This is a genomic window from Moraxella sp. FZFQ2102, assembly GCF_024137865.1.
GTDB lineage: Bacteria > Pseudomonadota > Gammaproteobacteria > Pseudomonadales > Moraxellaceae > Moraxella.
On the sequence record NZ_CP099960.1, the window covers coordinates 2,282,533 to 2,307,543 of the forward strand.

Annotated in this window: 19 protein-coding genes; 9 read left to right on the plus strand and 10 right to left on the minus strand. The window is 47.0% G+C overall.

Annotated features, from left to right (window positions below):
- Window positions 1–83: 83 nt before the first annotated feature.
- The gene (locus NGM44_RS10640) at window positions 84–1,139 is read right to left on the minus strand and encodes a TRAP transporter substrate-binding protein (protein ID WP_253223618.1); all 1,056 of its coding nucleotides are present in this window, start codon (window positions 1,137–1,139) and stop codon (window positions 84–86) included.
- 311 nt (window positions 1,140–1,450) lie between these two features.
- Here NGM44_RS10640 and NGM44_RS10645 point away from each other — a divergent pair, with 311 nt between their 5' ends.
- Together NGM44_RS10645 and NGM44_RS10650 are read left to right on the plus strand one after the other, a co-directional pair.
- Entirely contained in the window at window positions 1,451–3,139 is a 1,689-nt protein-coding gene (locus NGM44_RS10645) for an arylsulfatase (protein ID WP_253223619.1), read from the plus strand.
- Window positions 3,140–3,174: 35 nt separating this feature from the next.
- Complete coding sequence (locus tag NGM44_RS10650) at window positions 3,175–4,407, plus strand: anaerobic sulfatase maturase (protein ID WP_253223620.1); 1,233 nt, start codon at window positions 3,175–3,177, stop codon at window positions 4,405–4,407.
- Window positions 4,408–4,601: 194 nt separating this feature from the next.
- Here the strand turns inward: NGM44_RS10650 and NGM44_RS10655 are convergent, their stop codons facing one another.
- Window positions 4,602–5,600 (minus strand): fumarylacetoacetate hydrolase family protein, encoded by a 999-nt coding sequence (locus tag NGM44_RS10655; protein ID WP_253223621.1) that lies wholly within the window; start codon window positions 5,598–5,600, stop codon window positions 4,602–4,604.
- 70 nt (window positions 5,601–5,670) lie between these two features.
- Entirely contained in the window at window positions 5,671–6,216 is a 546-nt protein-coding gene (locus tag NGM44_RS10660) for a VOC family protein (protein ID WP_253223622.1), read from the minus strand.
- 163 nt (window positions 6,217–6,379) lie between these two features.
- Between NGM44_RS10660 and NGM44_RS10665 the strand changes: the two genes are divergently transcribed.
- Window positions 6,380–7,291, plus strand: a complete 912-nt coding sequence (locus NGM44_RS10665) for a LysR family transcriptional regulator (protein WP_253223623.1) — start codon at window positions 6,380–6,382, stop codon at window positions 7,289–7,291.
- Window positions 7,292–7,365: 74 nt separating this feature from the next.
- Here the strand turns inward: NGM44_RS10665 and NGM44_RS10870 are convergent, their stop codons facing one another.
- From NGM44_RS10870 to xthA, 3 genes are all read right to left on the minus strand, one after another.
- Window positions 7,366–10,605 (minus strand): autotransporter domain-containing protein, encoded by a 3,240-nt coding sequence (locus NGM44_RS10870; RefSeq protein ID WP_305884150.1) that lies wholly within the window; start codon window positions 10,603–10,605, stop codon window positions 7,366–7,368.
- 139 nt (window positions 10,606–10,744) lie between these two features.
- A complete protein-coding gene (gene argJ / locus NGM44_RS10680) occupies window positions 10,745–11,956 on the minus strand; it encodes a bifunctional glutamate N-acetyltransferase/amino-acid acetyltransferase ArgJ (RefSeq protein ID WP_253223624.1) in 1,212 nt (403 codons plus the stop codon).
- Window positions 11,957–12,116: 160 nt separating this feature from the next.
- Window positions 12,117–12,932: an exodeoxyribonuclease III gene (xthA, locus tag NGM44_RS10685; RefSeq protein ID WP_253224688.1), complete on the minus strand. Its 816-nt coding sequence runs from the start codon at window positions 12,930–12,932 to the stop codon at window positions 12,117–12,119.
- Window positions 12,933–12,988: 56 nt separating this feature from the next.
- On the opposite strand from xthA, the gene NGM44_RS10690 reads away from it, so the two are divergent.
- From NGM44_RS10690 to fetB, 3 genes are read left to right on the plus strand one after another with little or no spacing between them, the layout of a single operon-like run.
- Window positions 12,989–13,582 (plus strand): thioesterase family protein, encoded by a 594-nt coding sequence (locus NGM44_RS10690; protein ID WP_253223625.1) that lies wholly within the window; start codon window positions 12,989–12,991, stop codon window positions 13,580–13,582.
- 7 nt (window positions 13,583–13,589) lie between these two features.
- Window positions 13,590–14,288, plus strand: coding sequence for an ATP-binding cassette domain-containing protein (locus tag NGM44_RS10695; protein WP_253223626.1), 699 nt, complete (start codon window positions 13,590–13,592; stop codon window positions 14,286–14,288).
- On the plus strand, window positions 14,249–15,055 hold the full coding sequence (fetB, locus tag NGM44_RS10700) for an iron export ABC transporter permease subunit FetB (RefSeq protein WP_253223627.1): 807 nt from the start codon (window positions 14,249–14,251) through the stop codon (window positions 15,053–15,055). Before NGM44_RS10695 ends, fetB begins: the two co-directional genes overlap by 40 nt.
- Window positions 15,056–15,110: 55 nt before the next feature.
- Here fetB and NGM44_RS10705 read toward each other — a convergent pair whose 3' ends face one another.
- Window positions 15,111–16,409, minus strand: a complete 1,299-nt coding sequence (locus NGM44_RS10705; RefSeq protein WP_253223628.1) for a S1C family serine protease — start codon at window positions 16,407–16,409, stop codon at window positions 15,111–15,113.
- A gap of 283 nt (window positions 16,410–16,692) precedes the next feature.
- On the opposite strand from NGM44_RS10705, the gene NGM44_RS10710 reads away from it, so the two are divergent.
- Together NGM44_RS10710 and NGM44_RS10715 are read left to right on the plus strand one after the other, a co-directional pair.
- Entirely contained in the window at window positions 16,693–17,460 is a 768-nt protein-coding gene (locus NGM44_RS10710) for a Nif3-like dinuclear metal center hexameric protein (protein ID WP_253223629.1), read from the plus strand.
- A gap of 296 nt (window positions 17,461–17,756) precedes the next feature.
- Complete coding sequence (locus NGM44_RS10715; protein WP_253223630.1) at window positions 17,757–19,037, plus strand: transglycosylase SLT domain-containing protein; 1,281 nt, start codon at window positions 17,757–17,759, stop codon at window positions 19,035–19,037.
- Window positions 19,038–19,138: 101 nt separating this feature from the next.
- Here the strand turns inward: NGM44_RS10715 and NGM44_RS10720 are convergent, their stop codons facing one another.
- From NGM44_RS10720 to NGM44_RS10730, 3 genes are all read right to left on the minus strand, one after another.
- Complete coding sequence (locus NGM44_RS10720) at window positions 19,139–22,072, minus strand: LysM peptidoglycan-binding domain-containing protein (protein WP_253223631.1); 2,934 nt, start codon at window positions 22,070–22,072, stop codon at window positions 19,139–19,141.
- 223 nt (window positions 22,073–22,295) lie between these two features.
- Window positions 22,296–22,853, minus strand: a complete 558-nt coding sequence (locus NGM44_RS10725; RefSeq protein ID WP_253223632.1) for a nuclear transport factor 2 family protein — start codon at window positions 22,851–22,853, stop codon at window positions 22,296–22,298.
- A 201-nt stretch (window positions 22,854–23,054) separates the two neighbouring features.
- Window positions 23,055–24,065 (minus strand): CNNM domain-containing protein, encoded by a 1,011-nt coding sequence (locus NGM44_RS10730; RefSeq protein WP_371923555.1) that lies wholly within the window; start codon window positions 24,063–24,065, stop codon window positions 23,055–23,057.
- Window positions 24,066–24,542: 477 nt separating this feature from the next.
- On the opposite strand from NGM44_RS10730, the gene yajC reads away from it, so the two are divergent.
- A complete protein-coding gene (yajC, locus tag NGM44_RS10735; RefSeq protein WP_253223633.1) occupies window positions 24,543–24,875 on the plus strand; it encodes a preprotein translocase subunit YajC in 333 nt (110 codons plus the stop codon).
- The last annotated feature ends 136 nt before the right edge of the window (window positions 24,876–25,011 follow it).

Sequence of the window (25,011 nt, forward strand, 5' to 3'; positions counted from 1 at the left end):
TGGCAGTCAGTTTGGCTTGTGATTGATCATAAGCTGATTAAATTCACTTAATCGCTTACCAAACTCACTGCCATTGTAGGTGATTATTTGGCAGCGGCGGCGACCAGTTCTTTGGCGCGATTGACCATCGCTTGACCGTCATAGCCCTTGGCATTCATCTCGCTGATCCAGTCGCTTTCGACTTTTTTCGCCGCTTCTTCAAAACGCTTAACTTCAGCACTGTCAATGGTGTTAATCGCATTACCATTATCCACCGCGTGCGCGCGTGCTGGCGCAAGCTCATCATCCCATGCCTTACCGATGCTCGCTGAGAAATCCGCACCAGAGTTATCATCGATGATTTTTTTCAGATTGTCAGGCAAACTGTTATAACGCTGCTTATTCATTGCGATGGTGAATAAGGTGCTGTATAGCACAGGATCAGGCTCGTTGATCTCTGAATGGTATTTGGTCATCTCGTGCAGTTTAAGCGTTGGCACGACTTCCCAAGGCAGCACATAGCCATCGACCACGCCTTTTGACAGTGAATCGGTCAAGCTTGGCAAAGGTAGGCTCACTGGTGTTGCACCATAAGCTTCTAGCATCTTATTGGTAAGGCGTGTCGGCGCGCGCAGTTTTAGACCTTTTAAATCTTCGATTTTGGTGATTGGGCGGACATTGTTGTGGAATTGACCGCGATCATGGACATTGAATGCCAATGGTTTTAGATTGGCGAAATCTTTTTGACCAAATTCTTCATAGATCTGCCACGCCACACGGCTGCTGCTTTCGGCATCGCGCGTCAAAAATGGCAGCTCCATCACTTCCATGCTTGGGAAGCGACCTGCATTATTACCTGGTAAGCTAAAGACGATGTCGGCCACGCCATCCATCACCTGATCGAACAGCTGCTGCGGTGTGCCGCCAAGCTGCATGGCAGGATAAAATTGGCAAACCATCTGACCTTGTGACTGTTGTTCGATTGTTTGGCACCAAGGCTCAAGCACCTTTTTTTGTGCCATGGCGGTCGCTGGCCAAAAATGTGAGACTTTAAGAACGACCTTTTCGCCTGATGCCGCTGAAGGTGCGGTTGCAACATCTTCCGTGCACCCTGCCATTGCTAGTGCTGCCAATACCAGTGCGGTTGCTTTTAGTTTCATGTGATACTCCTGCGTGAAATTGATGCCAAATAGCATTCCTTGATAAACATCGTTGCGAAATTTCAGGCTTAGGTTTTTGCCCTTGTTTGGTATTAAACCTGTTTTTTGGTAAAATTTACAGCGGTTTTTTCTGATTTATTTATACAAAATCGCAATAAATTCATTGCATTTTTGGGATTACAATACCCTTGTGTCATAATACTGCATAAAAATTGTCGAAATTTTATCAAAATGATGCATAATTTTTGTGATATCTGGCATGATTGTACAAGATTTTTTAATTTCAATGATAATTCTTCAAAGGAATGATTATGCAAAATGTACTTCATAATCGTCGTCCGCTGTATATGGCGGTGGGGCTTGCGATGTCGCTGGCTGCCCACACTGCTTATGCTGCTGATGGCGCGACAACGCAGCAGCCGAATATCCTTGTCATCATGGCAGATGATATGGGTTGGTCAGACATTCAGCCATTTGGCGGTGAGATTGATACGCCATATTTGGATGAGCTTGCCAAAGAAGGTGTAAGCTTCAGTAACTTTTTCGTCTCGCCTTTTTCATCACCGAGTCGCGCGATGTTCCTAACGGGTGCAGATCCGCATGAAGTGGGGCTTGGCAATATCCGTGAGCTGAATAAACCTGAACAGAACAAAGCACCGAACTATGTCGGTCACTTGACGGATAATGCAGTGACGCTGGCGCAACGGCTTAAGAATGCAGGTTATTACACCATTTTATCAGGCAAATGGCATCTGGGTCGCAAGATCGAAAATCAGCCTAATGCATGGGGCTTTACCGATGCCTTTGCTTTATTAAACGGCGAAGCGAACAACTACCGCTATCAAGATAAGTTCGATTCTCCTGATGGGCGCGATCTGTACAGTCATAATGGCGAAGATGTGCAGTTGCCTGATGGCGCATTTTCTACTGATTTTTATACCGATTATCTGATTGATCATTTATCAAAACAACAAGGCAAGCCGTTCTTTGCTTATTTGGCATATACCGCGCCGCACTCACCGCTACAAGCACCGCAGGCGTATATTGACAAATATCAAGGTCGCTATACCGATGGCCCACAGGCGCTGGCTGATCAGCGATTTGATAAGCTAAAATCCTTAGGTCTGGTCAATGACATAGCCAAGCCACATCCGCTCATCGGCGTGCCTGAGTGGGATAGTCTAAGTGATGACGAGCGCGCGGTAGAATCCAAGCGTATGCAGTTGTATGCGGCGATGGTCGATAATATGGATCATAATATCGGGCGCGTGATGGATTATCTAAAATCCACAGGTCAATATGACAACACAGTGATCGTGTTCTTGTCAGATAATGGTGCAGCAGGCGCATCTCGCGAAAAATCAGGCAGATGGGGCGGCTGGATCAGCCAATCTCGTGATAACAGCTTTGATAATCTTGGTAAGGCAAGCAGCTATGTTTCGACAGGATTGGGCTGGGCGCAGGCATCGATGTCGCCCTTTGCTTATTATAAGGGCTTCACGACCGATGGTGGCATCCGTTCGCCTTTGATTATCAAAGCACCGAATGCTAAAGCAGGCGCGATCGAAGGACGGTTCAATACACTAAAAGATCTTGCGCCGACTTTACTGGATCTAGCAGGTGTCAGTAAAGCCACGCCCGTGGGCAAAACACCGCTACAAGGCAAAAGCCTGATCGATCAACTTGCCAAGCCACAAGCTGCCCAAACAGGTCCGATGACCGCTGAGATCTTAGAGATGAACGGCAACCGCCAAGTGCGCAAAGGGAATTTTAAGGCGACATATTACAGCCCTATCCCATATGGTCTGCCACCTGAAGCGATGGATACCGATATCGGACGCTGGAAGCTGTATGATGTGATGGCAGATCCGGGTGAGACGACGAACATCGCCAAAGAGCATCCACAAATCCTAAATGAGCTGGTCAAAGAGTATGAAGCGTATTCTCAGCGCGTCAGCGTGGTGGAATTAAGCCCAACTAACCCAACCTTTTCTGATTGATAGATCTTTGAGTGATAACACCATTGGGGATATCTATGACAAGCAGTCAAACCCAAGCGCAAAAGCAGCAGTCTGCTGTTTTTGCGTTTCATACTATGATCAAACCCAGCGGCTCGCAGTGCAATATCGACTGCGAGTATTGCTTTTATTTACATAAAGAAAATCTACTACACCAGCCCAAGCAGCCACGCATGAGTGACGCGGTGCTACAGGCGCACATCAAGCAGTACATTGATGCGCAGACAGCTGGCGAAGTGATGTTTACTTGGCAAGGTGGCGAGCCGACCTTGATGGGGCTTGAATTTTATAAAAAAGTCGTCGCTTATCAAAAGCAGTTTGCCAAGCCCAATCAACGCATCGTCAATGACATTCAGACCAATGGACTACTCATCGATGATGCATGGTGCGAATTTTTGAAGCAGCATGATTTCTTGGTTGGCATCTCGATCGATGGGCAAGCAGCATATCACGATCAGATGCGCCGCGCCAAAAATGGCAAGCCGACTTTTGACTATGTCATGCGTGCCATCAGGCTTTTGCACCAGTATCAGATTCCTTTTCATGCGCTGTGCGTGGTCAATCATTATAATGCTCGCGCACCGCTTGAAGTGTATCGCTTTTTGCGCGATGAAGTTCGCCCGCGCATGATTCAGTTTCTGCCTGCGGTCGAGCCTTTGGATTTTACCAAGTCTGCCACCGCTTATATTCGCCCAAACTCGGATAAGCGTATCACCATACGCCCTGCTGCTGTGACCGACTGGTCGGTATCGGCTGATGATTGGGGCAGATTTTTGGTGGAGATTTGGCAAGAATGGCTGGAGCGTGATTTTGGTCAAGTGTTTGTTGATCAATTTGAAAATACCATCTCGCAGGCGTTTGGCTTGGGTGCGCAAAAATGCACCACCGCACCGATCTGTGGTAAGGCGCTTGCCATTGAGCATAATGGCGATGTCTATAGCTGCGATCATTTTGCTTATCCTGAATATCACTTGGGCAATATCTTGGACATCGAAGAAGGTAAGCTTGCTTTTAGTCAGCAGCAGGCAAGTTTTGGTTATGCCAAGCATCTAAACCTGCCCAGTGATTGTAAAGAGTGCCAATTTTTGAAATTGTGCTGGGGTGAATGCCCAAAGAATCGCTTTATCAAAGATAATGATGGCGGCACACGGCTCAATTATCTGTGCCATGGGCTAAAGGCGTATTATGCGCAAGTGGCTAAAGATCTACCACAGATTCATGCCAAGATGCTAAATAATGCTAAAAGGTAAGTTTGACTGTGTAGGTGCGTTCAATGCACCATCAATTCATAAGATAATGATTTTTAAATTAAATTTTTTATCGGCTATCTGATGATGTGCACGATACACCTATACTGTTAATTTATCAACCCTTAAATTCAAACCCAACAAATAAAATCAGCCACTGAACATGGCTGATTTTATTTGATTGGATTAAGCGGTGATCAAATCGCTTTGACCGTGTTTTCGATCGTGCCGAAGATATTATTGCCATCTTTGTCGAACATCTCGACGCGCACCACATCGCCATTGGTCATGAATGGAGTTTGCGGTTTGCCTTCGATGGCTTCATACATGCGCAGCTCAGCTAAGCAGCAGTAGCCGACACCGCCGTGCTCGACGCTTGAGCCCCATAGGCTGTCCTGCTTATTTGAGACCGTGCCTGAGCCGATGATGGTGCCAGCGGCAAGATTACGCGTCTTGGCAGCATGGGCGACAAGCTGACCGAAGTTAAAGGTCATGTCCGTGCCAGCATTTGGGCGACCGAATAAATTGTTATTCAGATGTACCACCAGTGGCAAGTGCAGCTTGGCATCATCTGACCAGTCTTCTAGCTCATCTGGCGTGACCGCCACAGGGCTAAATGCCGATGCAGGCTTACTTTGGAAAAAGCCAAAGCCCTTAGCAAGCTCAGCGGGGATCAGATTGCGCAGTGACACATCGTTCACCAGCATCACTAGGCGGATTTGCTTAGCGGCTTCTTCTGCGCTGCTGCCCAGTGCGACTTTACCTGTCACCACAGTCACTTCCGCTTCCATGTCGATGCCCCACTCTTCTTTGGCATAGATCTCATCGCGTGGGCCGATGAAGCTGTCCGAACCACCTTGATACATTAGTGGATCTTCATAAAAAGACTCAGGCACTTGTGAATTACGCGCCTTACGCACCAGCTCCACATGGTTCAGATACGCTGAGCCGTCCGCCCATTGATAGGCGCGTGGCAGTGGTGAATGGCAAGCGGCTTGGTCAAAGGCATCGCCCTGCTTGCTGTCGTTAAGCTCTTGATATACGGCTTTTAGCTTCGGTGCAGCTTCATCCCAGTTGTCCAGTGCTGCTTGTAGTGTCGGTGCGATGTCAGCGACTTCACGGCAGATACTCAGATCACGGCTTACGACTACCAAAGTACCATCCAGACCGCCTTTTTTTAGTGTTGCTAGTTTCATAAGTTTTTTCCTTGTTGTTAATTAAAATTTATAAAAAATCAAAAAAGTCATCAAAAATCACAAGCCAAAATCACACTTCAGGTGGCTCAGTGCCATCATGCACCCAGCGCGCGTGCTGTGGGGCTTTTTTGGTCACTGCCCATTCATTGAGCATATCCCACTTGACTTTATCGAGCGCTTTTGCCATCTTATCGGTGGTGACATCACAAGCAAGCTCGATGCGATGACCGTTTGGATCGAAGCAATAAATCGAATGGAACAGTGTGTGATTGACAGGGCCAAGTACATCCACGCCGCCTGCGATCAGCTTTTCTTTGGTGGCAAGTAGCGTATCCATGTCCTTGACTTTCAGTGCCAAATGCTGTGTCCATAGTGGCGTATTCTCATCGCGACCCATTTCAGGCTTGGTTGGCAACTCAAAGAATGCTAGAATATTACCTGCACCTGTGTCCAAAAAAATGTGCATATACGGATCAGGCTCGCCAGTGGACGGTACTTTGTCTTCGGCGATGGCGAGCACAAAGCCCATGTCTAGATGTTTTTGGTACCACTCGACGGTTTCTTTTGCATCTTTACAGCGGTATGCGACATGGTGAACGCCTTGGGTGATTGACATAATTATACTCCTTTATAAAAAAAATCAGCTTAAGCCATGTGCTTGGGTTGTGTGTTCAACCTTAGGTGTATTTCACCAAAAATCAGGCAAAAGGTAAAACGGTATTTTCTTAATTATTTATCGCGATTTGTGATAAGTATTGACAACAAAAAGAGCAAGGATCATGAATTTAAATAATGTCACGCTAAAACAACTGCGCGCCTTCAAGGCAGTGGCAGAGACAGGCAGTTTCACCAAGGCAGCAGAAAGCCTGCATTTGACCCAGTCGGCATTGAGTGGCTTGATCAAGGATTTTGAGACGACGCTGTCACTGCGGCTGTTCGATCGTACCACGCGCAAGCTGTCCTTGTCGGTCGCAGGTCAGCACATTTATCCGATGGCGACCAAGATTTTATATGATGTCGAGACCATGGCGACAGAAGTCGGACGCCTAAAAGCATTAGAAAGTGGCGTGGTGAATATCGCTGTCAGTCAGCAGCTTGCCGCGGCGATTTTGCCCAAGGTGATGGCAGAATTTGTCACCGCTTATCCGAATATCAAAGTTTCGGTCAAAGACTGTTCAGTCGATACGGTGATCAGTGCGGTGGCATCTGGTGAAGTGGATTTTGGCATCGCACCTGCGCGTAATATCAGTGACAGCCTATCATCTGAGATGCTGTTCGATTTGCCGTTTTATGCGGTGATGCCACAAGCGCACCCTTTGACCAAGCGCGACTCGGTCGAATGGAAAGACCTAAAACACGAAAAGTTGATCACCATGGCAGGCGTGTTCAGTGATCTACTCAGCGATGAGCTGCCCGAAGAAGAAGCGCAAATGGTGAAAAACTCCGCATATCAAGTGAACTTTTTGACCACGGCATTTAGCATGGTAAACCAAAACTTGGGCGTAACCTTATGCCTGCCCTATTCACGCGCCCGTGTCGCCCAAAACGGACTAGAAATGCGCGTCCTAACTGCACCACGCATCACGCGCGCATCGTATCTGTATCGCTTGCGCGGACGGGCGTTCAGTGATGCGGCACATAAGTTTTATGTGGTTTTGTGCCAGCATTTACAGAGTAATGATTATACTTAATTAATCAAAATACAAATATCCCACAAAAATGCCCAAACCGATGATGGCTTGGGCATTTTGTTTGGTGTGATGGCTTAGAATGCGATACGCAAGCCGACATTCGCCGATTGGCTGTCATAGCCTGACTGCCACTGACCTTGATAAGTCGCTGAGACTTGAGCCCGTGGTGTCAGCTGATAGGTTGCGCCCACCCCTGCGATACCGATCGTGCGACCGATTTCGCGGCTGCGTGTGCTGAAGCGCCCATCATGATCAACAAAGCCTGCGCTAATGAAGCTTGCCGCATCGCCGCTTTCATAGCCCGCGGCAAGCTTACCAGTTAGAACAAGCTTTGGTGTGATCGCTTGATTGAACTTAGCACCGATGGTACTACGCACACTCTCAAAGCTTTGTTTATCCACAGTCAGATCATACACCCCTGCGCCTGTTTCGCGATAGCCATCAGCGCGCACGCGTGCATAGTCGAATGCCACAAATGGCGTGATGTTACGATCGCTGGTACCGATGCGGTATTCCGCGCCGATGCCTGCATTGACGGTATTGGCTTGATAATCTGATTTCGCTACAGAATTGGTCAACGTGTTCAGATGGCGTTCACCATCGATATCACTGCGACCGATGGCAGCTTGACCATACAGGCGGGTTGCGTCATTTGCATAGTGATCAGTATAGATGATCGCTTGCTTAGACTTGGCGGTCAGCTGATGATTCGTGCGTCCGCGGCTGTCTGCATCGCTGTGTACATAAGACACCGCGACACCGACACGCGTCTGATCGAGCATGGTATCGATACCTGTCACCACGCCGTATTCATCGTTGTTATAGCCCAGCGCGCCTGTGTCATCAGCATCAAGCGTGCTGCTCTTACCGATCACTTTCGCCCAGAAGGCACGATCACGGTTAATATCTGTATCAAAAATCACTCCTAATGCCTGTGCATTAGCATCATGAACAATACGATTGCCTGCACCCATCATCAGTGGCTCAAGCTCGCTGACTGCTTGTGATAGCTTGGCAGAATCAAAATTCACCGTATCACGAAGCAGTGCATCAGACAGTGCAGAACCATCTGCCACGACACCATCTAGGAAGCTTGCCAATGACAGCGTATCGGTATTGTTGTTTTCATTGACCGCAGTCACGAAGTTCACATCACGCACCGATGGCACTGGCTCAGGCTCTGGCTGTGGTGTTGGTTCAACTGGCTCAGGCTCTGGCTGAACATCAGGCTTAGCAGGCGTTTCTTCCACTGGTGGCACAACTGGTGGTGTCGGCTCAGGCTGCACAGGCTCAACAGGATCGGTCGGTACGACAGGCTGCGGCTCAACAGGTTTTGGTTCAGGTTTTGGCTCAACCACTGGCGGTACTTCAGGCGTTTGTGGTTCTTCAGGCTTAACCAAAGTGAGATGAACTTTATTTGGATCGGAATAATCCGCATAAAAAGTCACCAAAGGACTGTTATCAGTCACTTGCTTGAATTGCCCTACTAGTTTTTCTGCAGTGATGACATCTTTCCATACCGCAGATTTGTCGGTGTTGTTTATCAACTCTTGTGTAAGAACAACAAACTCGCCATTACTGATGTCAGCAGTGCCGTTAAAGACAAATTTGCCATATGGGTCAGCATTAGGATCAATAACATCATCGGCATCGACCCATTCATTCTGTTTTTGATCAAAATAATCAAAATCAAATAGGGTAATACCCAAGCGATCCCCTGCTTTCATCGCATAGTCGCCATTAACTTTGAGCACACCTTCAGAGACAATGGTATCGCCCTGCCAGCCCATAGATGCGCTATCGATCTCTAAAGTACCCATACCAGTTTTTGTAAATCCAACATTTGGGCGGGATGTCTCATATAAATCACCTTTGGCAGTGCCAACATTTCCCACCAAGCGTGCGTTTGGATTGATTCTGACATAATGTGGTTCTATAGCCGCATTGCCATTGATATCAGTGTAATCTGCATCAATTTGGAATAGTACACCGCCTGCACCAAGCTCAATTGGGGTTGTGCTATCAAATCCTGCAAAGAAATTATTCTCACTGCGGGCACTATCAATCAATGATGCGTTATCAATTTTTACAGTAGCTTTGCCCTTTGGATTTCTAACGATATTACCCACATGAAAAATAGAATTATTGTCAATGATTAGCGTACCTTGACCTTCATTACCAACGGTAACCGTATCATTAAAATCCACCGCTGCATTATCAACCGTAAGCACGCCTTGTGAGCCTGCTTTATTTGCAATAATGACATTTTGGACATCGGTTAAGATTGACCATCCGTTGTTTTCTGAGTTTTTTGCAGTAAAAGTGCCAGTACCTTCATCGCCGACAATTAGATTGTCAGCAAAGATTTTGATATAGCGATCTTCAACATTTTCTTGGTCAAGCGTAACACTGCCTACACCTGCTTTGGTTTTTCCCAAAATCATGTTCCCTGCAGAAACGCTACCACTTTTTAAATCAATGATGCCATGACCTTCATTACCTACGATCAAGTCTTGGGTGGTGCGCACACCAGTGATAAAAGATCCAATATCGACAGCAGATGTGATGGTGCCTTGAGATCCTTGTTTATTACCTAAAATGATGCCTTGATCGGAGATCAAATATCCTTTTTGGGCATTGATAGTCGCAGAGCCGCTATCACCGATAATCGTTTGTCCTGCGACCTGAATATGGTTATCCGATCCCCATGAAGTGGTCGATTCATTTTCTTTGCCCAAAGTGATGGTGTTGCCTTTACTGACAACATTAACACCTGCGATCAAGTCTTTACCGACAATAATCTCACCACGCTGCGAGAAAGCAACATGGCCGACTCCATTAACACCGACTAATAGATTTTCAGCGATCGTCGCTTTTGGGGATGTTGCATGGGCACTAAAGGCTGCCACATCAGTGACGGACAAAGTACCTCGAGAGCCTGATGACTGACCTAGAGTGATCGATGTGGCTTTTATTTCAGGTGAGACGATGGTAAGCGTGCCATCAGTAGATTTGGCGTTTTGATTAGTAACGGTTAGACTGGCAGTCGTCGTGTCGCCAATGATGGTATTTTGATAATTAACAACTGTGCGATGGCCATCAACCGTATCGGTACCTGCGATGATGTGTGGATTATCAGTGATTGTGGTACTAGAAGTATAATCCACCGCCATCGCTGATGAGCTTGCCATCACAGCACCGACCAAAGCCATAGTCTTAAACGACTTACTTTTGCCTTTACTGCGTGCCAATTCACTCACACACTGCCATACGCCTGTGGCATGGTTAAAAATCACTCGATAAGCACGATTCATAATATGACCCTTTGATGATAAAACCTTGCTGAATTGCAACAAAACCTATCTGTATCTTATCAAATAACCGAATCACTTAGCAAGTAAAAAAACAGCTATTGTCAATTCTAACAATAGCTGTTTGCACCAGTTCGCCTGTTTATGAACGATAATCGGCGTTAATCTTCACATAGTCATAAGACAAATCGCAGGTATAAACAGTATCTGTGGCATCACCACGCCCAAGCTCAATGTGTACGGTAATCTCAGGACGCTTCATCACCTCACTGCCACGCGCTTCGGTGTAGCCATCTGCCAATCCACCACGCTCACAGATGGATACTTCATCGAGTGCGACACTGACACGGCTTTGGTCAAGCTCAATACCTGCATAGCCAACCGCTGCTAGGATGCGACCCCAGTTCGGATCAGAGGCAAAAAACGCCGTCTTGACCAATGGCGAATGTGCCACTGCATAAGCGACATCGGCACACTCATTGGTGTCTTTACCACCAGTGACTTTGACCGTGATGAACTTGGTCGCCCCTTCGCCATCACGCACAATCAGCGTCGCCAAGCGGACAAACACACGCTCAAGTGCAGCATAAAACTCGCCAAACCGCGGATGGCTCTCGCCAATCTCACCGGCTGTGCCTGTGGCGATCAGCGTACAGCAGTCATTGGTCGATGTATCGCCATCGATGGTGATGCGGTTGAATGAGGCATTGGTTAGCTTGATGAGCATGGACTGGAGCACAGCTTGATCAATCTTGGCATCAGTCGCCACAAAGCCAAGCATCGTCGCCATATTTGGGCGAATCATCCCTGCACCCTTTGAGATGCCTGTGATGTGATAATCCACGCCATCAATGCTTACCTTCTCACTAGCAATCTTCGGGATGGTATCAGTCGTGCAGATACCGTGTGCTGCATCCAGCCAGTTATTTTCGGACAAATCTGCCAAAGCACTATCCAGCCCTGCGATGATTTTGTCGCTAGGTAGAGTCTCACCGATGACACCAGTTGAGTAGGGTAAGATTTGCTCGATACTCACACCAGCTTTATTTGCCAAGGCATCACAAGTGGCAAGTGCACGCTTGACGCCATCAGCACCTGTTGCGGCATTGGCATTGCCAGTATTGATGAGTAGATGTGTAGTCACTGTATTTGCAATGTGCTTACGAAGTACTTGCACAGGTGCGGCACAGAATTGATTTTGAGTGGTGACCGCTGCTACGCTCGCTCCTTTTGCAATCTCAAACACCACCAAATCACGGCGGTCGGCATATCGCACGTGCGCCTTGGTCGTGCCGATTTTGACACCAAAAATTGGATAAATCGTCTGCGGAATACTAATATCACCGACTGCCATAACATCACTCCATGTTGCTAAATTACAAAACCGACTGCGATAGTCACTATTTATCGCTGATAGTCATCTAAAAAATTGTCGTCAAAAAAATGGCTGATTTATAATCAATTGAGATAATCCTAACCATCACTCAATTGACAAACCACCATGACAAAACCCATTACAAATCAAACTTCGCCCAAATCGGTGCATGATCTGATGGCTTGTCCATGCCGCGAATATCATAGCTGATGCCAGCATCGATACAGTCGGCTTTTAGTCCATCGGTGCACAATATATGGTCAATACGAAGTCCACGCTTAGGTGTATCCTCAAAGCCACGAGAGCGATAATCAAACCAGCTAAATTCATCAGCGGCATTTGGACGGAATAGGCGATAAGTATCGCTTAGACCCGTCGCCATCAAGGCTTGATACCAGTCTCGCTCTTCGGGTAAAAATGAACAAGTCCCCTTGGCAAGCCAGCGTTTGGCATTGACTTCACCGATACCGACATCGATATCCAGTGGCGAGATATTCATATCACCCATGATGACAAGCTCACGCCCTGCCGTGGTCAACTCATTGATATAGCGGTTCAAATCTGCATAAAATGCACGCTTCATGGGAAATTTGGTCTCATGGCTACGGTTTTCGCCTTGGGGGAAATAGCCATTAATCACATCCACCACACGACCATCGAAATCGTAGCGTGCATGAATCAGACGACGCTGTGCCTCAGCATCACCAAATGGAAAGCCTTTTTGTACAAAAATCGGTGCTGTCTTTGATACCAGTGCCACACCATAATGCGACTTTTGCCCAAAAAATTCCACATGATAGCCAAGCTCACTTGCCATCTCGAGTGGAAACGCTTCATCATGCACTTTGGTTTCTTGTAATCCGATGATATCTGCGTTCAAACTTTCTTTGACGGCTTGTAGCTGATGTGGTCTGGCTCGAAGCCCATTGATATTAAAACTGACAAATGTGGTCATCATAAAACGCCTAACAACATAAAATTGCTGACTATTGTAACAATTTTTTGGGATAAATGGCGAAATTTTTTTGTGCTGTGATGACTTTGGCATTCATCAACTTACCGTGCTTGGTACTACCACCAAGCCATGAAAAGGTGTACAATAGTAAGCCAATCGATGCTAAGGCTAGACGGATTATCAAGGAATTTATGATGGCTATTTTTCAAAAAAACTACAAAGTCTATATCAATCACACCGACGCAGGCGGGATCGTCTATCATGCCAATCATCTCACTTTTTTTGAAAATTGTCGCCGTGATTGGTTGGCGTCCTTAGGCTATGATGGCTACTTTTTTGATTTATCCAAGGATGGCGACAGTGCGGCGAATACCCATGGTCAAGGCGGTGCGGTGCATTTTGTGGTAAGTCAAGCCGAACTAAAATATATCGCCCCACTATTGGTCGATGATGAGCTGAGCGTTACCGTAGATAGTCTGACCATCAAGCCTGCAAGCCTAATCCTATCCCAAAGCATCTATCGACCTGATAGTGATAAGCCTGCCACCACAGGCATGATCACGCTTGCGTGCGTGCGTAATGATGGCAAGGCAATTCGCCCTTATCGCTTACCGCAGAAGTTTGCCGATCTGATGAAATCGCTTGTGTGATCATCGTATGAATATAAGCTTATCTACAGATACCGATCAAGCATTATTACAATTTGATGGTATCAGTATCACACATGAAGATAAAGTATTGCTAAATAATGCCACAGGGACAATCACGCGCCAATCCTTGATCGTGCTATGTGGTCAATCAGGCTCGGGCAAGTCGTTGTTATTATCAGCCTTGGCAAATCAGCTGCCGCATTTTGGGCAGGTGTCATTGTATGATCGTGGGCATATTTTATCGCAGCACACCACAGAGCCTACCCAGTGGCGCGCCAAAATCGCCCTACTGACGCAGACGCCTGTGATGATCGATGGCACAGTGCTTGATAATCTTGCTCTGCCTTTTACTTTTAAGCAGTATAAAGATCGCAACTTTGATCAGGCGTGGTGCGTCGCGCGCCTAGCTGAATTTGGCAAGCCATCAGATTTTATCCATCAAGACATCGCAAATTTATCTGGTGGCGAGCGGCAGATTGTGCACTTTTTACGCACTTTGCAATTAAATCCTGCCTTGCTGCTGCTTGATGAACCGACTGCCGCGCTTGATGATGTCACCGCTCGGGTGCTGTGGCAGATGGTGCAGGCGTGGCTATCTGCCGATCCGATGCGTGCCGTGCTTGCCATCAGTCATCGTAAGGATGAGCAAGTGTACGCGACACAAATTTGGCAGATGGCAGATGGCTGCTTGGCGGTGCGTACATGACTTTGACATTCATTGATGTATTGATCTCTGCAAGCTTGGTACTGGTCGCCATTATTGTGTCGTGGTGGCTGAAACTTGGGCTTGCGCGCACGCTGATTGTAGCCAGTATTCGCACAATTGTTCAGCTAAGCTTAATTGGCTTGATCTTAGCTTGGGTGTTCGCGCGCGAATCGATGGTCGAAGTGCTGACGATTTTATCGGCGATGACCATCATCGCTGCCATTTCTGCTAAGAACCGTGTTAAAAAACCTTATCAAGGTTTGCTTATCGATACGCTTATTGCGCTTGGTGTGGCGACTTTTGCGGTGACATTGGTGGCGATGCTGCTGATTTTACAGGTATCACCATGGTATGCGCCGCAGTATATCATTCCGATTTTGGGCTTAATATTGGGCAATTCACTGACGGCGATTTCGCTGACCACAGGTCGGCTGATTGAGCATCTGCATGAGCAGCAAAGCCAAATCCGCACTCTACTTGCTCTATCCGCCACGCCTTTTGAAGCGTGTCATCGGGCTATGGCGACAGCGATCAGTGCAGGGATGCTGCCGACGATTAACTCGATGATGGTTGTGGGATTGGTCAGCTTACCAGGGATGATGACGGGGCAAATCCTAGCGGGCGCAAATCCGACGCAGGCGGTGCGCTATCAGATTGTGACGATGTTTTTGATTTGTGCGGGCAGTACGATTTCTTGTACGCTGTCGGCGGTTTTTGTGATACGGCGGTTTTTTGACAAGCAAGATCGCTTGGTTATACCTAAGTAAGTTGGGTTACAAAAATAAAGCGTATGCCATCACATACGCTTTATTTTTGGCTAAATTACTGCCCTTGCAGTCGCTTGACTTCATCGATCAGTCTTTGAAGCTGTGCTTCATAGCTGCCATCATTCGGGTTTTGGGCTTTATCATCACTTGGTTCGCTTTGATTGTGTGCGCTCAGTGATGGGCGTTCGGCTAGGACGATGTCCAGCATCAATTCTTGACCATTGCGCTTGATGGTGGCTTTGACTGTCGTACCAGGTGATTTTTGGGCGATCAGATTGACAAGGCTTGCATCATTAGATAGCACTATATCATCGATCTGCAGCAGGACATCGCCTGATTGTAGCCCTGCTTGCGCCGCTGGACTGTCTGGGAATACGCGCGCCACAGTCAAGCCCTTTGGCGTCTCAAGTGCAGTCGGATCATCGCTTGAGCGCGCAAACTCAATACCAATCCAGCCGCGACTGACATAGCCCTTACTGATCAAATCATTCATCACTTTTGCGACAGTCGATGTCGGAATGGCAAAGCCAATCCCCATTGAGCCACCAGAGCGAGAGTAGATGGCAGTATTGATACCGATCAAAGCGCCATTGGCGTCAACCAGTGCACCGCCTGAGTTACCTGGATTGATGGCGGCATCAGTTTGGATAAACTCTTCAAAGGCACTCACGCCAATCCCAGCACGCCCTGTCGCTGAAATGATGCCTTGGGTGACGGTCTGCCCCACACCAAAGGGATTGCCGATTGCCAAAGCGACATCGCCCACTTCGATGGCAGTATCACGAAACGCCATCGGCACAAGGTCATTTCGCTCAACTTTAATCACCGCCAAATCACTTTCGACATCACGACCCACGACACTTGCTCGTGCTTTTGAGCCATCATTGAACACGATGACAATCTCATCAGCCCCTTCGATGACATGGGCATTGGTAATGATATAACCATCTTTTGAGACGATCACGCCTGAGCCTAGGCTATTGCCCTGTTGCAGCTGATCGCCATAATAGCGTTCTAGATACTGCTGAAGTGCAGGATCATCGGCAAACTGGCGTCTGATATCTTGGGTGGTATAGATATTGACCACAGACTGAGCGGCGGTTTTGACCGCTGATTGATATGAGCTGATTGGGCTGGCAGCATCAGGCAGATTGCCAGCTTCTGCAATCTTAGGCTGCCATACTTGTTGCTGCTCTACTTGGGCGGCATTTGCGGTCTCAAGGCTTGTGCGAGTGCTTTGTAATTGGTCATAGACAAGCCACAGCACAGCCGCCAAAGCGATGGCAAGTAGCCAAGGCAAAATCGCCCAAGCACTAAAGCCTTGTTGTTTTTGGTGAATTGGCTTTTGGTTCATAGTTTATCCTTATTAAATGGCGTGATGGTGTTATTTGCAGTTTATCGTGCAGTATATCATGGGCGTATCAAGCAAGTTTTTCAAGGTGGATACATTTGGTAATCATGAGTCTAATCAATTTTTCTAAATTTTATCAATTTGCCAAATCCACATCACAAGTTATATTGATGATCGTCAAGTCATACAAAAAGCCCTAGAAACCCAAAAACCCTTCTAAGCTTGCCAAGTGCCCATGAAGTCATTACAATAGCCTAAATTTACCATTTCTATCGGATAAACCAACATGACAACCACCATCACCGCCCAAGCTTTGACCGATTTTTGTGATGAGTATCTACAAGCTGCCAATTTCAGCGATTATTGCCCCAATGGACTACAAGTCGATGCAGGCGTGCCAATTGATAAAATCATCACTGGCGTAACTGCAAGTCAAGCACTGATTGACGCCGCCATCGCCCAAAATGCTCAAGCCATCTTGGTACATCATGGCTATTTTTGGAAAGGTGAGCCAGCACCGCTGACAGGTATGAAAGGCAATCGCATTCGCAGTCTGATGCAGCATGGTATCTCGTTGATTGCTTATCATCTGCCGCTTGATGCACACCCTGTTATTGGCAATAATGCCGTACTTGCCAAAGAGCTTGATTTGCAAATTGTCGGTGCTTTGTACCCACATGAGAAGTACCCTGTCGGTAATATCGCTACCACTGCGCCGATTTCAGCACAAGCTTTCGCCGATAAAATCAGTAAAGTCCTAGGCCGTGCGCCATTATATATTGGCAATGATCCAAGCCGTACTTTGCACAAGATTGGGCTGTGTACAGGTGGTGCGCAGGATATGATCGAGCAGGCATATGCGATGGGTTGTGATGCTTTTATCTCGGGTGAAGTCAGCGAGCGCACGACGCATTTTGCCCGAGAAATGGGCATTGATTATTTTGCTGCAGGGCATCACGCCACAGAGCGCGGCGGTATCCGTAAGCTTGGCGAGCTGATCGCTGATAGACTTGGCGTGGCGGTGACATTTGTCGATGTGGATAATCCGGTGTGATCACCCTTGCGCGAATCATTTGATAAAAACTGTGCGGCGCATCTAAGTACAAAATTTAACTTGACAACACAGTGCGTGCGCGTTCTAAAATTGATTATAGCATTTTACTGTGTAATATTATTTTATAAATATAAATAATTAGGTAGAATTTGGGGTAAATTTGCTGATTACTGTCAATTTTTGATCAGATTATTGTAAAATTGTGTTGTCGTGCATTGCGATTTTTGGGATTTTTTTGCATAGTATGATGAGTTAAAAACGCTTAAAGTAAAGCAAAGCTTACTTATCAGTGATCTATGAGCCAAAATTCACAACTGCCCAAACGCGACAAATCCGCTTACCGCCCGACACCAAAACGGGTGGTGTTTCGTCGTGATCTGGAGACAGGTAAATGGGCATGGATCAAAAATCGCTTATTTTTCCCCATCCAAACTCACGCCCAAGCCTTGTACCGCAAGCTTGAAGGTTATCGCCAAACCCATCCACAGTACTATGTGCGCACGGCTTTTGCTGCCGTGATCGGTGCGCTGATCATCATCCCCGCCATCGGTATCATTCAGCATGACCCTGCGATCAAAGCAAAAGTAATTCGTGGGATCGATAGTTTGACCCAAAATAAAGTGCTGACATTGGCGGCGGTGACTGGTCGCAGTACAGTCTATGATGAAGATGGGCTAATGCATGGCTTTGGCTATGATGTTGCGCGGCAGTATGCCAGCCATTTGGGCGTGGAGCTGCGCGTGATTAAGTTCGATGATGCCAATGCGGTGCTGTCGGCGATGCATTCAGGTGATGTGGATTTGGCATTATTAAGCCAATCTAATATCATCAGCGAACAATCCGCCAAGCTACCCATCAGTCCTTTGGCGTGCAGCGACAGTGAGCGTGCGATTTTTGCAGGTGCAGGCATTGATGCGGATTTGGTTTTCGTCAGCCAAGCTGACAGCGATATCGTCAGTAATGTCACGCAGTTTCTGTGCGATGATGAATTTCAAGAAGATTTAAGTTATTTAGCTAAATTTCATGATGATACCCTGCTTGATAATGCCTATAATGCACAGCATTTTGCTGATGCGATCCAAAAACTGCCGCTGTATGAATACGGTTTTCGCTTGAGTGCCAAAGAGTTCAATCATGATTGGCAGCTGCTTGCGATGATTGGTTATCAAGAATCGCACCTAAATGCCAATGCTGTCTCGCCAACGGGCGTGCAAGGGATCATGATGCTCACCCAAGACACCGCCAAAGCAATGGGCGTAAAAAACCGTAATGATGCTGCACAAAGCATCCGCGGCGGCGCGAAATATCTAAGCCAACTACAATCGCAATTTCAAGACATCCCCGAAGTGGATCGCTTGTGGTTCGTGCTTGCGGCGTATAATATGGGTCCAAATGCCGTGCGTCAGATTCAGTCACGCCTAAGCGAATCGGGTAAAGATCCAAATCTGTGGCTGAATTTCTATGCTTATCTACATAAAAACGCCGCGAAAAACTCGCGCTATCGTCAGTGCATCACCTATGTGACCAATATCCGCACTTATTTAGAAGCGATCAAAAAACACAATGCCAATGCGTGATTGATGGTTTTCTCATTAACATCACAATTTAAATTCAAGATTAACACCCAAAAAAATTAAGCCTGTCATCATCATGATACAGGCTTAATTTTTTGCCAAACTTATTTATTCGGCACAGTCAGTACTTGACCGATTTGTAGATTTGCCGTCGGTTCGATGTTGTTCATCTTGGCAAGTTCTTGAGCGCTGATGCCATAACGGCGCGCCAATGAGATCAAGCCATCACCTGCCTTGACGGTGTAAGTTGTGGTGGTTTTTGGCACACGCAGTCGCTGACCGACCAGTAGATTGGCATTGGTTGCAAGGTTATTGGCACTGGCAAGCTCTTGGATCGACACCCCAAAACGCGATGCCAATGCAGTCAAGCTCTCACCTGCTTTCACCGTGTAGCTATCGGTTGCGGCAGTGCTTGTATTGTTACTTGCAGCTTTTGGCGTTGGCGCAGGCGTAGTCTTAGCAGGCTGTACAGGCGCTGCCGCCCCATTTGGTAGTTTTAGCACTTGACCGATCAAGACATTATCAGTCACTGATAAACCATTTTCAGCAGCTAGGGCTTGTAGGCTGACATTATATTTGCGAGCAATGACGGTCAAGCCTTCCCCTGCAACTACTTTATGCGTGGCAGGATTATTGTTTGAAGAAGCATTGCTTGCTGTCGTTGATGGTGCTGCTGCAGGTTTGGTTGGTACAGCTTGTGGCTTGACTTTACCAGCGACAAGCCATAACTTTTGACCGATTAAAATCCCTGAATCTACAGGCAGATTATTAAAGCTTGCTAATTGACCCACTGTCAAACCATTTGCCGCTGCCACCGAAGTTAGGCTATCGCCTGCACGGACGGTGTAGCTTTCGGGTTTGTTCTCGGCTTTACTTTCTGCCTTGCTCTCGGTTTTGTTTTCAACTTTTGGTGCAGCGGCTTTAGCGGTTTGTACAGGCGCTGCCGCCCCATTTGGTAGTTTTAGCACTTGACCGATCAAGACATTATCAGTCACTGATAAACCATTTTCAGCAGCTAGGGCTTGTAGGCTGACATTATATTTGCGAGCAATGACGGTCAAGCCTTCCCCTGCAACTACTTTATGCGTGGCAGGATTATTGTTTGAAGAAGCATTGCTTGCTGTCGTTGATGGTGCTGCTGCAGGTTTGGTTGGTACAGCTTGTGGCTTGACTTTACCAGCGACAAGCCATAACTTTTGACCGATTAAAATCCCTGAATCTACAGGCAGATTATTAAAACTTGCTAATTGACCCACTGTCAAACCATTTGCCGCTGCCACCGAAGTTAGGCTATCGCCTGCACGGACGGTGTAGCTTTCGGGTTTGGCGGCAGGTTTTGGTGTAGGTTTAGGCGCTGTTGCTGTAGGTTTTGGCGCAGGTGCAGCCGCTTGCACAGGCTCAGGTCGGCTTGGTGCAGATGGCTGGGTGTTTTGGGTTTGTACCGATGGGCTAAAGCCATCCATGCCATCATCAACAACTGATGGCGGTACATCATCATCCGCTGCAATCACCGTGCTTTGACCCAAGACAGGCTGCTCAGCTGCCACTTGTGCAGGCTGAGTGATGCTTTGGGCAGGTGGCAGTGGCGTAGGTGTAGGTGCAGGCTTGGCAGCAGGGCTGCCTGCGAATCGGATGGTTTTGGTTTCACCACGCGCATCAAGTACCGATTGACCGGTTTGGATGGCGTCTAGCTGAATGTTGCCATCGGCTGGGCTGACAGGCTGAACGGTGTTTTTGGTTTCGGTTTTGATTTGTTCAGCGATGAAGTCGCGTTCAGCTTTACTCAGTGCAGGCTCTTGGACGATGGTGTTGTTTGCCGTGACTTTGGCGATGGTGGTTGGCAAAGTATTTGCCAAGATCAGCTCTTGCTGTGATTGGGTATTTGCCTTGGTGTTGCCTGATTTTGGCACGACGAAATCAATGCTTTGTGCCGGTGCGGTTGCGACATAATCACCACCAAAGCCAAAGCCTTTTAGCGCAGATAATTTGGCATCCGTCGATGATGGCACGCTATCAGGAATGACGATGCGGTTTGGACCCATTTCATCGACCGTTTGGCTCAGTAGCGCTGGGTTTAGTAGGCGCAGTTCATCGACGCCGATGCCTGTGACCGATGAGACTTCAGCCAAGCTTACGCCATAATTGACAGGTACGGTACGAAAGTGGTTGTGGTTGGCGATCGCAGGTAGGCTGACACCATAGCTGTTTGGTTCTTTGACGATTTGCGCCACTGCCAAAAAGCGCGGCACATAGTTCATGGTTTCGGTCGGCAGTTTCAATGACCAATAATCGGTAGGCAAGCCCTGCTCTTGATTGGCTTTGATTGCGCGAGAAATACGCCCCGGTCCTGCGTTATAGGCAGCCAGTGCCAGTTCCCACGAGCCGAACTGATTATACAGGCTTGTCAAAAAGTCATAAGCAGCGCGCGTGGATTCGATGACATCGCGGCGACCATCATAGCTTGAGCTTTGGTTCAGACCATAGATACGGCCTGTACTTGGAATGAACTGCCACAGACCAGCGGCGGCAGCATTACTGGTGGCGGTCGGATCGTATGAACTTTCGATGATCGGCAATAGCGCCAATTCAGATGGAATGCCGCGGCGTTCTGCTTCGGCGACGGTGTGATGTAGATAACGCGATGCGCGTGCTGTTAGACGATCTAGATAACTTTGGCGAGAATAGAACCATGATTTCTGCGCTTCGATGCGTGCATTGCTGCGATCAGGCATACGATAGCCACGGCGGATGCGCTCCCACAAGTTACCATAGCGCGATACTGCCAATTCATCACCTTCCACCATCGACATATCGGTGGCTTGTAGCAGATCTTCGAGCGCATCGAGCATCTGCGGATCAAGCACGCCTGTATAAGCAGTATTGGCAGTCTTGGCTGAGTTGCCCTGCACCATCTTGGTGCTGGTCGGCTGAGTTGATGAAGTCGGTGCGCTGCTACACGCTGCCAAAATACAAGATGAAATGGCAATACTTAAAGGCTTAACTAAACGGCTTTTTTTGGGACTTGTTGGGCGTGTCATCACTTATCCTTTATCATCAAACTCAGCAAAAATCACGGGATGAGCGTATCATCTACAAAAAGCTCAATAATGCCTTATTTTGACAATTTTATCAACCGCTAGACAAGGATAAATGATCAATAACCGCGCGATATTAACACAAATACACGCGCGGTAAATATTGCGTAAGAATTAGGATAGTGATGTTATTTCAATGATTTTGGTATATCGCTATGCCAAACCATCAATCAACCGTCACTTGTGCAACCGATCTTAGCAACACAGTATTGCCATCAAGCTGTGAGAGTGTCGCTCGTGATGATGTTTTGATGGTGACAGGTTTGCCTGCTTGCGTCCAAGTCTCGGTGGTCGTTACTTGTGCGCGGGCTTGATTACCTGTGATCACCACATCGCTGATGCTGATTTGGTAGCGATAATTAGTGGCTTTTGCCCAGCTTTTTTGTAGCATTTGCAAGTAGCCATCTTTGTTTAGACTGGTGGTTTTGTTGTTTCTTGATAAAGAAATGATGGCATCATCGGCGATCAGCTTAGAGATTTGACCAATATTTTGGCTATTGGCAGCGGTGCGCATGGTGGCCGCAAAGCTTGTCACACCGCGTTCGCTCATCGCATAAGCAGGGGTACTGATTAAGCTTTGTGCGCCAAGTGCGGTGATGAATACGCCAAGACCCAAGCCCTTGCCAAGATTTTTGCCTGATAATTTACTTAAGCTGCCAATTACCGTAGTCAATAAGCTGGCATTCACAGTTTGTTTTAAAAATTGACGGGTACTTTGTTTCATAAAAAGCCCTTGTTAATCGGTGGATGATGGGCAAAATTTTTCACCCTATCGGCTTAATACCACAATAGCAAGCCAAACTTAAGCAACGATGGCTAATTGTAACATTTTGTTGCAAATTTGGGAAGTCTGTGTGCAAAAATTTATTGACCACAAATTCTCTGTCTACAGAACGGCAAAAAGGGACATCACTGCCCCTTTTTATTAAGATGATTTGTCTTCGCTGATTTCTTGTTCGCTGTCGTCTTGTTCAAGCTTTGCACCCAAGCGTGCCATACGGCGATCCATCAGCTGATGCGCCAAGGCTTGCATATCATCGACTCGGTCAAATTCATCGACAATCTCAAGCCCAAGCAGTGTCTCTAGCACATCTTCAAGACTCACTAAGCCTTTGACTTCACCAAATTCACCGACCGCCAGTGCAATATGCACGCGCTCTTTAAGCATCAAGTCCAATAGATCGAACAATTTCATCTTGGCAAACACAAAGTTAATATCGCGTTTAAACTGCTTAATCGGTGTGTGAATGCCTTGATTTGCCTTGGCGATGAGTAAGTCAGACTTCAGCACAAAGCCTGTGGCATTGTCCAAATCTTCATCATAAATCGGAAAGCGCGAGAATGGTAACTTTGGGTGTAAAGCGAGCACTTCACCGACAGTCATGTTCTCATCAAAAGCCATCACCACCGAGCGCGGGCTAACGATGTCTTCGACATTGATCACGCCTAGCGCCAATGAGTTTTTGATGATACGAGTCTCAAGCGCGCTCATCTGACCTGAGCTTTCGCCTTGGGTGGCAAGTGCCAAAAATTCATGACGATTAAAGCCGCTTTCTTGATGACCCTTGGTCAAAAAACGCGAGATTTTCTCAGTGATCCAAATGATCGGCATTAGTAGCCAGTTGATCGCGCGCACATAATAAGCAACAGGCGTAGCAAATCGACGCCAATAAGTCGTGCCAAGCGTCTTTGGAATGATCTCAGTACCGATCAAAATCACCAAAGTCAGTACACCACTGAATACCCCGAACCACACATCACCAAAGACGATGACCGCTTGTGCGCCTGCGCCCAATGAACCCAGCGTGTGCGCTACGGTATTAAGCGTCAAAATCGCTGAGATTGACTTTTCGATATTGTCAATTTTTACTTCTTTTAAGAGCGCGGCGATTTTTGGGCGATCTTCTTGTAGCGTATCGATGTATGACGGTGTCATCGTCAAAAGCACCGCTTCTGATACCGAACACACAAAAGAGACAATGAGCGATAAAGAAATGAAAAAAATCAATAAAATCAAATTGATCGGTGTGCCACCAAGCTCAAAGCTTGCGTGTGCTGCCATCGGCATGATGGCGATCAGCGCGCAACAAATTACGGCAAAATATGATGAGTGCAAAGGTCGCTGTCGGGGCATAAAAATTATATGATAACCAAAATTATCGCTCATATTAAGTGAAAATGCGCATAACTGCAAGCATAGTTTTGTGAATATCTGTCAAGCTGCGCTGAAAATACTGCCACTTCTAGGTAAATTGTGCTATTATAGCGGTTATTTTTCATTCGTATTTGTCGGCTTTGGGCAATTGATGGTGCGATCGCGGTGCATTTGCGCCAAGTTTATTGCCATTGATACTGATCATTGACGATCATTTTAAGTTTTCATACATTTTTAATACGCATTGTAGGAGTTTTTATGCTAGATTTATTCATCACAGCGGCACACGCTAGCGCAGGCGCACCAGCAGGTCAGCAATCACTATTGATGAACCTGTTAATCCCTGTAGCATTTTTTGCGATTTTTTATTTCTTGATCATCCGCCCACAGTCTAAGCGCAACAAGCAACACAAAGCGATGGTTGATGGCTTGGCAGCAGGTAACGAAGTGGTATTTGCTGGCGGTTTGATTGGTAAAATCAAAAAAGTCGAAGGCGATTATGCTGTCATCAGCCTAGGCACCACCGAAGTGAAGATCCAAAAAGCTAGCGTCTTGATGGTTCTGCCTGCTGGTACTGTTGATAATATCTGATCCATCGTAATGCCCAAACTGTAAGCTTAATCTTGGATTTGTCTTGCAGTTTTGGGTTGTTTTTATTTTTGCAGTGACATCATTTGTGTAATATTATTCAGATTATTACAATAAATAAAATATAAACACTGCACAA

Bases quoted from the DNA above. Each gene is read 5' to 3' on its own strand.
- NGM44_RS10715 (WP_253223630.1), top strand. From the start codon at position 17,757: ATGAGCCAAAATTCACAACTGCCCAAACGCGACAAATCCGCTTACCGC.
- NGM44_RS10660 (WP_253223622.1), bottom strand. From the start codon at position 6,216: ATGTCAATCACCCAAGGCGTTCACCATGTCGCATACCGCTGTAAAGAT.
- NGM44_RS10710 (WP_253223629.1), top strand. From the start codon at position 16,693: ATGACAACCACCATCACCGCCCAAGCTTTGACCGATTTTTGTGATGAG.
- argJ (WP_253223624.1), bottom strand. From the start codon at position 11,956: ATGGCAGTCGGTGATATTAGTATTCCGCAGACGATTTATCCAATTTTT.
- NGM44_RS10665 (WP_253223623.1), top strand. From the start codon at position 6,380: ATGAATTTAAATAATGTCACGCTAAAACAACTGCGCGCCTTCAAGGCA.
- NGM44_RS10655 (WP_253223621.1), bottom strand. From the start codon at position 5,600: ATGAAACTAGCAACACTAAAAAAAGGCGGTCTGGATGGTACTTTGGTA.
- NGM44_RS10695 (WP_253223626.1), top strand. From the start codon at position 13,590: ATGAATATAAGCTTATCTACAGATACCGATCAAGCATTATTACAATTT.
- xthA (WP_253224688.1), bottom strand. From the start codon at position 12,932: ATGACCACATTTGTCAGTTTTAATATCAATGGGCTTCGAGCCAGACCA.
- NGM44_RS10640 (WP_253223618.1), bottom strand. From the start codon at position 1,139: ATGAAACTAAAAGCAACCGCACTGGTATTGGCAGCACTAGCAATGGCA.
- NGM44_RS10705 (WP_253223628.1), bottom strand. From the start codon at position 16,409: ATGAACCAAAAGCCAATTCACCAAAAACAACAAGGCTTTAGTGCTTGG.
- NGM44_RS10645 (WP_253223619.1), top strand. From the start codon at position 1,451: ATGCAAAATGTACTTCATAATCGTCGTCCGCTGTATATGGCGGTGGGG.
- NGM44_RS10650 (WP_253223620.1), top strand. From the start codon at position 3,175: ATGACAAGCAGTCAAACCCAAGCGCAAAAGCAGCAGTCTGCTGTTTTT.
- NGM44_RS10870 (WP_305884150.1), bottom strand. From the start codon at position 10,605: ATGAATCGTGCTTATCGAGTGATTTTTAACCATGCCACAGGCGTATGG.
- NGM44_RS10725 (WP_253223632.1), bottom strand. From the start codon at position 22,853: ATGAAACAAAGTACCCGTCAATTTTTAAAACAAACTGTGAATGCCAGC.
- NGM44_RS10690 (WP_253223625.1), top strand. From the start codon at position 12,989: ATGGCGAAATTTTTTTGTGCTGTGATGACTTTGGCATTCATCAACTTA.
- yajC (WP_253223633.1), top strand. From the start codon at position 24,543: ATGCTAGATTTATTCATCACAGCGGCACACGCTAGCGCAGGCGCACCA.
- NGM44_RS10720 (WP_253223631.1), bottom strand. From the start codon at position 22,072: ATGACACGCCCAACAAGTCCCAAAAAAAGCCGTTTAGTTAAGCCTTTA.
- NGM44_RS10730 (WP_371923555.1), bottom strand. From the start codon at position 24,065: ATGACACCGTCATACATCGATACGCTACAAGAAGATCGCCCAAAAATC.